Source organism: Mameliella sp. AT18 (assembly GCF_028807275.1).
Taxonomy (GTDB): domain Bacteria; phylum Pseudomonadota; class Alphaproteobacteria; order Rhodobacterales; family Rhodobacteraceae; genus Antarctobacter; species Antarctobacter albus.
The window spans coordinates 1-10,994 of sequence record NZ_JARAMO010000140.1 but is presented as its reverse complement, the minus strand read 5'-3'; the positions used below and the strand labels follow the sequence as shown (position 1 = coordinate 10,994).

General features: G+C 63.0%; 7 protein-coding genes. 1 reads left to right on the top strand and 6 read right to left on the bottom strand.

The window, feature by feature from the left end:
- Window positions 1–360 precede the first annotated feature (360 nt).
- Together PVW46_RS14040 and PVW46_RS14035 are read right to left on the bottom strand one after the other, a co-directional pair.
- Window positions 361–1,497, bottom strand: a complete 1,137-nt coding sequence (locus PVW46_RS14040) for an acyl-CoA dehydrogenase family protein (protein WP_043143803.1) — start codon at window positions 1,495–1,497, stop codon at window positions 361–363.
- Window positions 1,494–2,816, bottom strand: a complete 1,323-nt coding sequence (locus tag PVW46_RS14035; RefSeq protein ID WP_232786378.1) for a CaiB/BaiF CoA transferase family protein — start codon at window positions 2,814–2,816, stop codon at window positions 1,494–1,496. The genes PVW46_RS14040 and PVW46_RS14035 overlap by 4 nt, the downstream gene beginning before the upstream one ends.
- Here PVW46_RS14035 and PVW46_RS14030 point away from each other — a divergent pair.
- Window positions 2,773–3,657 carry a LysR family transcriptional regulator gene (locus tag PVW46_RS14030; protein WP_232786379.1) on the top strand — a complete coding sequence of 295 codons (885 nt, stop codon included), beginning with the start codon at window positions 2,773–2,775 and terminating at the stop codon, window positions 3,655–3,657. The genes PVW46_RS14035 and PVW46_RS14030 overlap by 44 nt on opposite strands.
- Before the next feature lie 183 nt (window positions 3,658–3,840).
- Here the strand turns inward: PVW46_RS14030 and PVW46_RS14025 are convergent, their stop codons facing one another.
- The 4 genes from PVW46_RS14025 to PVW46_RS14010 form a co-directional block, all read right to left on the bottom strand.
- Window positions 3,841–6,945 (bottom strand): type I restriction endonuclease subunit R, encoded by a 3,105-nt coding sequence (locus PVW46_RS14025; protein WP_069211280.1) that lies wholly within the window; start codon window positions 6,943–6,945, stop codon window positions 3,841–3,843.
- Between the two features lie 68 nt (window positions 6,946–7,013).
- Window positions 7,014–7,535, bottom strand: a complete 522-nt coding sequence (locus PVW46_RS14020; RefSeq protein ID WP_069211279.1) for a hypothetical protein — start codon at window positions 7,533–7,535, stop codon at window positions 7,014–7,016.
- Window positions 7,532–8,854, bottom strand: coding sequence for a restriction endonuclease subunit S (locus PVW46_RS14015; RefSeq protein ID WP_069211278.1), 1,323 nt, complete (start codon window positions 8,852–8,854; stop codon window positions 7,532–7,534). Before PVW46_RS14015 ends, PVW46_RS14020 begins: the two co-directional genes overlap by 4 nt.
- Complete coding sequence (locus PVW46_RS14010) at window positions 8,851–10,686, bottom strand: type I restriction-modification system subunit M (RefSeq protein WP_043143815.1); 1,836 nt, start codon at window positions 10,684–10,686, stop codon at window positions 8,851–8,853. Before PVW46_RS14010 ends, PVW46_RS14015 begins: the two co-directional genes overlap by 4 nt.
- Window positions 10,687–10,994 lie beyond the last annotated feature (308 nt).

Here is a 10,994-nt window from a genome sequence, read left to right as displayed (position 1 = left end):
AAATTATCGGCGATGCCGCTCTGTGCCGAAACTTCATCGCGCTCTTCAGCCTCCCGCAGCCGCAGGCGAACGTGGCATGCCCTCGATCGGAGAAAGCTTGACCGAGCCTGGCGCCTGATAGACCTGGCCTCTGTTGAATCTGCCTCCCCCCCCAAAAGCGCCGGTGTCATTGGTTGATCTCGGCAACCACAGGTCATCCAGGGGAACTCGAACGTTGGCCGCTAGCGGCCCTAATCGGACCTCTGCCGTCTATTCGAAATACTGCACTGCTCTCCGTTGAAGAAGACATTCGCTGCAACGGCGCAAACGGAAGCCTCGGCTCAGTCGGCACAGCAGGGCTGCACAAGGCTCACCTAAAAGCTAACTCAGAAGTTCGCGGGCGATGATGGTTCGCTGAATCTCCGAGGATCCCTCGTAGATCCTAAAGATCCGCAAGTCGCGCAGGTAGCGTTCCAGCGGAAAGTCGCGGATGTAGCCGTAGCCGCCGTGGATCTGCAGCGCCCGGTCCGCGATGCGCCAGGCCGCCTCGCTGGCATATAGCTTGGCAAAGGCCGAGTCCGAGGAATACCGCTCGCCGGTGCCGCGCTTGCGGGCGGCTTGCAGCCCCAGGGCCCGCGCCGCGGCCAATTCGGTGGCACTGTCGGCCAGCATCCACTGCAGCCCCTGGAAGCTGCCGATCGGCTGTCCGCCAACCTCGCGCTCCTTGGCATAGGATACAGCCGCATCCAGCGCGGCGCGCGCGATTCCAGTGGCCTGCGCCGCCACTTCGATACGGCCGTTGTCCAGCACCTTCATCGCGGTGCGGAATCCGGTGCCTTCGTCGCCCAGCCGGTTTTCCGCGGGCACGTGGCAGTCAAACGAAATCGGGAACACATGGCCGCCGCGCAGGCCCATGGTTTCCTCGTGCTTGCCGATTTCCACCCCGTCGGTCTTGGCCGGTTCCACCACAAAGGCGCTGACCCCGCGGGCGCCGGCTGCGTTGTCAGTCTTGGCATAGACCACGATGAAATCCGCAGCACCCGCATTCGAGATGAAGCATTTGGAGCCCTTCAGTCGATAGCCGTTGCCATCGCGAGTGGCGGTGCTGCGCATGTCCGCCGGGTTGGAGCCGGCCATCGGTTCCGTCAGGGCGAAGGCCCCCAGCGCCTGGCCCGCCGCCGCGGCGGGCAGAATGCGCTGCTGCAGCGCCTCATCTGCACCCAGAAGCAGCGAATCCGTGGCCAGGAAATGCGCCGTCAGCATCGAGGCGGTAGAGCCGCAGGCCCCCGCGATAGCCTCCACCGCGCAATAGAGCGCAGGGCCGGACAGACCGATGCCGCCATGAGCTTCGGGCAGGTTCATCCCCATGATGCCCATCTCAGCCAGAGCCGGAAGGTGCAGGGTTGCAAATTGGGACTTCGCATCGATTGCGGCAGCAGCAGGTACCAGTACCTCGCTGGAAAACCGTTCTATCTGATCGATGGCCGCCTGTTCTTCGCTGTTTAGATCAAGGCTCATTGGGCCTCTCCCTTTTTTTGCCGTAGTTGTTGCAGAATGTCCTGTGTGTCGGCGCCCAAGGCGGGCGCTGACTGGCGTCCGCCCCGCGGCGCACCGCTGAAATGCACCGGCTGCTCCGGCACCGTGACCGTGCCAAGGGTGTGGTGCTTTACCACCGAGGCCAGACCGCGCGCCTGCGACTGCGGCGAACCCCAAGCCTCGGGCACCGAACACAGGGCTGCGGCTGGAATGCTTGCCTCGGACAGAACCGCCACTGCGTCCTGCGCGCTGCGGTCCGCGGCCCAGCTTTCGATTTGCTGCGCCAGCGCAGGTTCGTTCTGCCGCCGCAAAGCATCGCTGGCAAAACGCGGATCCTCCGCCAGTTCCGGCGCGCCGATGGCTGCTGCGAAGCGCTCAAACAGCCGGTCATTCAGCACCGCAACGGTGAAGCGGCCATTCCCGGCGGGATAGGTGCCGAAAGGGGCCGACAGCGCGTGTTTGCTCCCCGTCCGCTTTGGCGCCTCACCCGCCATCAGCGCCCGGCAGGCCGCCACCGGCATCATCGACACCAGCGAGTCATAAAGCGCCAGATCAACATGCCGCCCCCTGCCGCTGCGTTCCCGGTCAAACAACGCCACCATCGCCCCGAAGGCCGCGAACATGCCGCCTGCAACGTCGGCAAAGGCGTCTCCGACCATCATCGGCGGGCCGTCCTCGGCCCCGGTTATATCCATCAACCCGCTCATCGCCTGGATGATGATGTCATAGGCCGGCAGCATCCGGTTTGGGCCTGTCTGGCCGAACCCGGACACAGAAACATAGACCAGCCGGGGACAGGCCGCGCACAGTTTCTCCGCACCCAGTCCGAACCGCTCCATCACGCCGGGGCGGAAGTTTTCGACCAGCACGTCGCACTCTGCCGCGAGCGCCCGCGCCGCCGCCGCGCCGTCCTCGGATTTCAGATCCAGAACGATGGATTTTTTGCCGCGGTTTACCGATTGGAACAGTAGGCTTTCGCCGTCCCTGAATGGGCCGATGTGGCGGTAGTCGTCGCCCGAGGGCGGCTCCACCTTGATCACCTCTGCGCCCAGATCGGCCATCAGGGCCGTGCAGTAGGGCCCGGCCAGGACCCTGGAAAAGTCCAGAACCCGAACCCCCTCCAGCGGCCTGCGGCCTGCCGTTTTATCATCTTCGCACATGCGCTCACCTTCAATTGCTTGCTGGAGGATAGCGCCTGGTTGGGTATATTCAGAAATGCGGGATGCATATAAAAGGTATACCAATATGAATATACCGTTGAACTTCCGCCAGGTTGAAATCCTGCTGGCCGTCGCGGACACCGGCAGCACCGCCGCAGCGAGCCGCGCGCTGTACACCTCGCAGCCGTCGGTTTCGCTGGCTATTTCCCGCTGCGAAGAAGTGTTCGGACAGAAGCTCTTTATCCGCATCCCCGGGCACGGGATGGAGCTGACCCCGTTCGGGCAGCACAAGGTTGCACAGCTGCGCGAACTGGAGAAACAGGCCCGCTGGGTGCTGAGCGGCGGTGAGGGCACGCCGGAGTTCCTGAATCTGGGGGTGTTTTCAACGCTCGGCCCGCGCTATGCGCCGCAACTGGTGCGCCGCTTTCTGGACACCCGTCCCGACGCCGAAGTCCGCATCCTTGAAGGTGATCTGCAAACGCTGTTCGACTGGCTCAGCGGTGGCAGGATCGACTTGGCGCTGCTGTACGATTTCGGCATTCCGTCCGATTTTGTCATCACGCCTCTGATGGCGGCAGAGCCCTACGCCCTGCTGCCGCGGGGGCACAGGCTGGCACAGCAGCCCAGCGTTCACGCCAAAGACCTGGCGCAGGAGCCGATCATCCTGATGAACCTGCCCCGCAGCCGCGGCTATTTCCTGTCTCTGCTGCAGAATGCAAGAGTCCCGGTGCGGGTGGCCCACGAAACCGGCTCGATCGAAATGTTGAGATCAATGGTGGCCAACGGGTTTGGCGTTGGCCTGCTGGCAACGGACCTGCCAGACGGCCCGTGCTATGATGGCAGTCCGGTGATCCGGGTGCCGCTCGACGGCCGCCCGCCGCAGCATCAGGTCGCCCTTGCTCATCGCAGCACGGCGCTCAAGCGGCCAATCACCCAGGCTTTTACCGCCTTTGCCGAAGCTTATTTCAGTCTGCCGCCCTGAGCGCCAGGTGGCCCCCGGCGCTAATCCACGGCAACATGAATTGCGGCTCTCGTTCGGCCTCCAGCATGTCACGACCGGCCCACACCGGACATCCGTGCGCTTTGCAGCGAAAGTCCGGAAACCGCCCGATTGTGGCTTCCGCGACCATGTTGATTTCGAGCTGAGCGGCATGCCCAGATGGACTTACCCCGCCCTCTCCCGTAGCCTTTCCCACATCTGACCATGTTCCATCAGGATCGCCAGAAGGCCATCCAGCACAGTTTCACTGTCCAAGGCCCGCTTGCTCATCGTGGCGTTCGCGGCGTGGCTGTCCATCACCGCGTTCACGAACTCGTCCTTCAGGTTCGGCGAAGTTGCGAACTGCTCCTTGCTGTTGTTCGCCGCCTGCCCGCGCAGCACTTCAGACTCTTCCATCTTGGCGCGCAGGGTGCCGAACACCCACTGCAGCTGGTCGTCGTCGGTCAGATCTCCGTCAAAGAGATCATTGAGTTTCTCGATCACTTCCTGCAGACGGATCTTGTCCTCGTCGCGCACACCGCCGGTGCCCGTCGCCGTCACCGGTGGCAATTTCGTCCCATCGGTTTCAGGCAAGAGCGACCGCTTTCCCTTCGAAGCCAGCTTGTGATGGGTCATCCGGACCTGGGAGAGGTCGACTTCCTCGCGCTCACGCCCAAACTCCAGCAACGGCACCAGCCGCCGGTAGAAGATCGCGCGCTTCTCGATGCCCGTACTGGCGTAGTCGAAGATCTGCGACAGGAAGGCGTACATGCGCTGGTAGGCCTGCATGTCGCCGCGGAACAGTTGCAGGCGCTCCATTTCCTGCTTCGCCTCACGCGCGGCCTTGTCGTCCTTGGCCTCGACAGCCTGCTTCCAGGTCTTCTTGGCGGCAGAAAACAGATCCAGAAGGCGTTGAGCGATCGGGCCGATGGCCTTGTTCAGATCGCCCTGCACCGATGTCGGATCCAGCTCGACCTCGACCACCCGGTCGATCTCGTAGTCGTCGTAGTGACCCATCTCGTCGAGCTTGGCCTTCAGGTCAAACAGCAGGTTGGGATCCGTCGCCGCTTCAAGCTCGGCCTTTCCGTAATACTGGCTGAAGGCCTTCAGCACCTCGTCGGAACTGTCCGAGAAGTCGAGGACATAGGTCGTGTCCTTCCGAATGTCGCCGCTCTTGTAGGCCCGGTTCAGGCGGGACAGCGTCTGCACGGCCTGAACCCCGGCAAGGCGCCGGTCGATGTACATCGCCGACAGCAACGGCTGATCGAACCCGGTCTGAAACTTGTTGGCGACCAGCAGGAACTGGTAGTCCTCGCCCGCGAAGACCTCCTTCAGGTCCTGCCCCTTGAGGTCCGGGTTCACGGTCTGGTTGGTCTCGGTGAAGGGCTCCGGCCCGCTCTCCTTGTCCACCACCTCACCGGAGAAGGCGACCAGCGTGCCCAGCGGATAGCCCTTCTCCCTGATGTACTTGTCGATGGCCAGCCTCCAGCGCACGGCCTCCTTGCGGGATTGCAGGACGACCATCGCCTTGGCCTTGCCGCCAAGCAGGTCCTGCACGTTCGCGCGGAAATGCTCGACGACGATCTGTACCTTCTGGCTGATATTGTAGGGGTGCAGTCGAACCCATTGCATGAGGCCGCGCATGGCCTTGCTACGCTCGACCTCGTCGTCGCTGATCTCCTGCCCCTCGCTCGCCAGCTTGAAGGCGAGGCTGTAGGGCGTGTAGTTCTGCAGCACGTCGAGGATGAAACCCTCCTCGACTGCCTGCTGCATCGAGTAGATGTGGAACGGCTCCGGCAGATTGCCCTCGCCCGATGGCTTCGCCGGGTCCGGGCGTCGCCCGAACAACTCCAGTGTCTTGGCCTTGGGGGTCGCCGTGAAAGCCACATAAGTCACACCGGTTTCGCTGGCACGGGCCTTCATCTGCGCCGCAAGGATGTCCTCGGTGCTGACCTCGCCACCGTCCTTCAACTCTTCCAGTTCTTCCGCCGAGAGCGTCTCCTTGAGCTTGTTGGCGGCCTCCCCGGTCTGGGAACTGTGGGCTTCGTCCGCGATCACCGCAAAGGTCTTGCCCTCGGTTGCCGCCAACTCCCGCACTTCTTTCAGGGCATGGGGGAATGTCTGGATCGTGCAGACGACGATCTTCTTGCCGTCGGCCAGCGCCTGGGCGAGTTCGCCGCTCTTGCTGCCGCTCTTGCCCTTGATCGTCTGTACAACACCCTTGGTGCGCTCGAAGGCGAAGATCGCGTCCTGCAACTGGCCGTCGATCACCTTGCGGTCCGACACCACGATCACCGTGTCGAACATCTTGCGCTTCTCCGTGTCGTGCAGATCAGCAAGGAAATGCGCGGACCAGGCGATGGAGTTGGTCTTGCCGGACCCGGCCGAATGCTGGACCAGGTACTTCTTGCCCGGCCCTTCCTCCAGCACCTTGGCGACCAGTTTCCGCGTGGCGTCCAGCTGGTGATAGCGCGGGAAGATCAGCTTGGTGACCGCGCCCTTCTTGTCCTTCTCGGGGATGATGTAGCGGCCGATCAGCTGCAGCCAGCTGTCGCGCTGCCAGACCTCCTGCCAGAGATACGCGGTCGGATGACCGGCATCGCTCAATGGATTGCCAGCCCCGCCGTCACGGCCCCGGTTGAAGGGCAGGAAGAAACTGTCCTTGCCCTCCAGCTTCGTGCACATGAACACCTCGGAGGTGCTGACCGCGAAATGCACCAGCGCGCCGGAGTGAAAGCTCAGCAGCGGCTCGGCGCCGTGGCCCGGCGTTCTGGGTGGTCGATCAAACCGATACTGGTCGATGGCATCGCCGATGCTCTGGGTGAAATCGGTCTTCAGCTCGGCCGTCGCCACGGGGATGCCGTTCAGGAACAGCACCAGGTCGATACTGTCGCCCTTCGCCGTCGAATAGCGTACCTGCCGCACCATGCGCAGCCGGTTCGCCGCGTAGCGCGCCATGATCTCGGCATTCTCGGCCAGGGCTGGCTTGAACTCGGCCAGCTTCAGCGTGCCGCGCACGCCCATCATCTCGATCCCGTGGCGCAGCACGTCCAGCGTGCCGCGCGCCACGATCTGTTTGCGGACGCGGTCGAGCAAAGTATCCCGGCCCAGCTTCCCAATCCCCTCCCAGGCCTTCGGCTGCGAGGCCTGCACCCAGGTCAGGAGATCATCGGGAAACAGCGCGCGCTCGCGGTCGTAGAGCTTTGCATCCGCCGGATCGTACTCCCAACCATGCGCCGCCAGATGCGCGCAGATCTCGTCCTCGAACTTGATCTCCTTGTGCAGGTTCACGGCGGCTCCTTCCCAATCAAAAAACTATCAAACAGCCGGCAGGCGCGCCGCCTCTCTCATCGGGACATTCATGCGCGGGCCTTCGCGTGGATACCCAGCTGCGCCAGCGCGCCGACCACCTCGGGCTTCAGGGACCAGGTTGCGCCGTCGCGTTCGAAATCGGCAAGGATGCTGGAGTAGAAGTTCGCGTCCCGCGTCTTTGAGGGCGGTGCAGGCCAGAGGTCGGCTTCGCGGTTCTGGCACATGGTGCCGAAGTGCAGATGCCAGGACTGAGCGCCCCAGCCGAGCGCCTGGCTGAGGGCGGACGAGGTGGAGCCCGGGTTGTCGAGCAGGACGCGCAGGAGCTTTTCCTCGGTCTCGCTGGGTGGGCGCTTGCGGAAGGCCTGCACCACGCGTTCGGCCACCGGCATGGTGCGGACGGCTTCGCGCTCCTGCGCCTCAACGCTGTCGAGGGCGGCGAGCAGCTTTTCTGCGTCGGCGCGCAGCTTGGGTGGGCCGGAGGCCTTCTTGTCCTCGGCGTTGCGGCGCATCCGGGCGCGCTCCTCGGGGGATTTCTCGGGCAGGGTCAAAATGATCTGGTCGATGCTCATGCGGCCTCGGTGCTGTCTATCATGGTGTCGCGAACGTCGATCTTGCCGGTGACGGCGGCGGAGATCAGGGCGGAGCGGCGCTCCTGCAGGAGGGTGATGGCGCGGGAGGCTTCGGTGATGAGTTGACCAAACCGAGCCACTTCGGCGTTCAAAAAAGCGGCAATCTCTGCCTGCTCTACCAACGGAGGCAGAACGACCGGGAGTCTGCGCAGCGCATCAAGCGTGATTTCCTGGAAGGTAGCCCCTTTCGAGTGGAGCGAAAAATAGTGTTGCGCCGCGTCGGCTCCGATAACATAGCAAGCGAAGTCGCGAAGAACATCGACGCCGGGACTGAACTTGGCAGTGCCCTGGGTCAGATTGGCCATCGGCAGATCATCTGGTACAGGTAGCACCTTCCCGATGGTTGCCCTGATAGCGATGACCAAGTCCCCGGGGAAAACCCTGGATCTTTCGTAAGAACCTTCGATTTCCGGACTCGTCAGGGGGTATCCGTCAGACGGCAAGTCAGAGCCAGACATATCGCTGGTTCGGATGTAGGGGATTCCCTCTTCCAGCATCGGGCCTGCTTGGACGATGCCGTAGGTGATTGAAGTGCCGTCTTTCACGAGTCGTTTTAACTGCGTCACCTCCCAATGCGCCGGAATATCGCCGAGCCAGTCGATGCCGCTGGGTTTCATGTGGGCGGCGGGGTCGAGGCCCTTGGTGACGGCATGAGAGATGACGGCCTGCCGCTTTTCCTTCAACAGCGCAATCAGCCGCCGCTGCTCTTCGACCAGCGCATCGATCTTCGCCGTCTCCCGATCCAGAAACCCCGCGATGGCGCGTTGTTCGGGGAGCGGGGGTTCCGGCACCTTGATGCGGCCGAGGTTGCCTTTGGTCACATGCACCATGCCAATGATGCCGTGCGCTTGCTGCTCCACATATTGCGTAACCGCCTTTAAACACCAATAGAACCACTGTCGGTCGCACTCGAAGTCACGGACGTTAAAAATGTGTTGGTTGAGAAAGTAGCGACCGGGCCTGCTCCACAAAAAAGGGCCGAAGGACGTACCGCGGTTGCCCGACCACCCGAAGAGGATGTCTCCCTCTTCGACGTGGTAGCGCGCGTCCATGTCGCCTTCGTAGAAATTGAACGTATCGCCGCCATTCAAGTTTTCAATCCGGATAATCGGTGTCCCTTCTTCCGCCCATGTGTCAGGCTTAAAGGCCGCCCCGTTTACGAAGTCGGCCATGTGCTTGAGCGGAGAAAGGTTCCACGAGGACGGGACATCCCCCAGCCAGTCCGAACCTGAGGGTCTATACTGGGAGTAAGCCCTCATCCCGCCAGCTCCACCAGCATCCGCTGGATGGTCTTCGTGACCTCGGACAGGTCGGCGTCGATTTCAGCCAGCTCGCGCGGCGGCTCGAAGACGTAGAAGTGCCGGTTGAAGGGGATCTCGTAGCCCGTCTTGGTCTTGCTCTCGTCGATCCAGGCATCGGGCGCGTGGGGTTTCACCTCACGCTCGAAATAGGCACCAACATCCTCGGTCAGCGGAACGATCTCGGTGTCCCTCAGGCTGCTATCCGGCTGCGGCTGCCCCTTCTGCTTGCCGCGCGTGCCGACAACCAGATTGCCGTCCTCGTCGCGCAAGGGCCGCTCCACCGTGATCTGGCGATAGCCGAAGGCCTTGTTGGGCAGAAGCATCGACAGCGGCCGCAGCTTGACCTTGCCGCCCTCCGGCGCGCGCGGGGCGTCCTGCCCGGCCTCGACGACCTCTTGCCCGGTCTCCTTGCCTTCGGCGTCGATCAGGGTGGCCATCCGCGCCTCGATGCAGTCGCCGAAGAGCCGGGTGACGATGGCGATGCCCTCGTCGCTGATCTCGCGCCGTTTCGAGCCCAGCGATTTGCGCATCTTCTGCCAGAGCGAGGAGGCGTCGATCAGCTGGACCTTGCCCTTGCGGTGGTCGGGCTTCTTGTTCGACAGGATCCAGACGTAGGTGGCGATGCCGGTGTTGTAGAAGAGGTCCGTGGGCAGGCCGATGATGGCCTCGACCAGGTCGCTTTCCAGCACGTGGCGGCGGATCTCGCTCTCGCCCGAACCTGCGCCGCCGGTGAAGAGCGGCGAGCCGTTCAGCACGATGCCGAAGCGCGAACCGCCATCCTTGAGCGGGCGCATCTTGGACAGCAAGTGCATAAGGAACAGCAGCGAGCCGTCCGAGACGCGCGGCAGGCCGGGGCCGAAGCGGCCGTTGAAGCCCTGTACCTTGTGTTCCTGCTGGACCTCCTTCTGCACCTTCTTCCATTCGACCCCGAAAGGCGGGTTGGACAGCATGTAGTCGAATTTCGCGTCCGGGTGGCCGTCGTCCGAGAGCGTGTTGCCGGCGATGATGTTGCGAACGTCCTGCCCCTTGATCAGCATGTCCGCCTTGCAGATGGCGTAGGACATGTCGTTCAGCTCCTGCCCGTACATGGTGAGTGCGGCGTTGGGGTTGTGTTCCATCAGGTATTCGTCGGCGACGGAGAGCATCCCTCCCGTCCCTGCCGTTGGGTCGTAGATCGTGCGTACGACGTTGTTGCCCGGTCGAATGTCGTCATCCTCGATGAAGAGCAGGTTGACCATGAGGCGGATGACCTCGCGCGGGGTGAAGTGTTCCCCGGCAGTGTCGTTCGAGGCCTCGGCGAACTTGCGGATCAGCTCCTCGAAGACGAGGCCCATCTGGGCGTTGGTGACCTGATCCGGGTGGAGCGGGAAGCCCGCGAACTTCTCGGTCACCATGTAGAGCAGCTTGTTCTTCACCAGTCGGTCGACGGCTTCGGTGAAGTTGAACCGTTCGAAGACATCGCGGACCTCCGGCGAGAAAGCGTCGATATAGGTCTGGAGGTTGGTGGCGATGTTGTCCTGGTCGCCGATGATCTTGGAGAGATCGAGGGAGGAGCCGTTGTAGAAGCTGGTCCCCGAGGCGCGGCGCATGAACCGGTCCGGGGGCAGATCCTGGGCGAGCATCTTCTCCTGGGTGTCGAGGACGGCCTCCTTGGTGGGTGCAAGGACACAGTCCAGGCGGCGCAGGACGGTGAAAGCGAGGATGACGCGGCCATATTCGGACTGCCGGTAGTCGCCGCGGAGCAGGTCGGCCACGGACCAGATGAGGTTGGAGAGCTCGGACTGGGACATGCTGTTCTACCTGCGGAGGAAATCGCTACCTGCAACAAGGGCTACCGTGACATCGCGGCCCGAACAAGCTTTCAGGCGTGGGTATGCACCGAGAGGGGAGTAGGAGCGGGGGGCAAGGCGCGCCGTCGCTGTAGCAAGAGACTGGCCGCGACGGCAGTATTGCCGCGCGGAACCCCGTCCCGCCGCTCGGACGGCGGCGCCTGAACCTTCCGTCGTTATCATCATGCCCCGGCCGTACACATCCATCATAGCTGCATGGCTATCTGGCGACATGCATATCTGCCGGTTCTTCTCGGCTGTCGTACCCC

What these genes read in the sequence shown, in the direction of transcription:
- PVW46_RS14040 (WP_043143803.1), bottom strand. Translation starts at nt 1,497, where the DNA reads ATGAGCCTTGATCTAAACAGCGAAGAACAGGCGGCCATCGATCAGATA.
- PVW46_RS14020 (WP_069211279.1), bottom strand. Translation starts at nt 7,535, where the DNA reads ATGAGCATCGACCAGATCATTTTGACCCTGCCCGAGAAATCCCCCGAG.
- PVW46_RS14015 (WP_069211278.1), bottom strand. Translation starts at nt 8,854, where the DNA reads ATGAGGGCTTACTCCCAGTATAGACCCTCAGGTTCGGACTGGCTGGGG.
- PVW46_RS14010 (WP_043143815.1), bottom strand. Translation starts at nt 10,686, where the DNA reads ATGTCCCAGTCCGAGCTCTCCAACCTCATCTGGTCCGTGGCCGACCTG.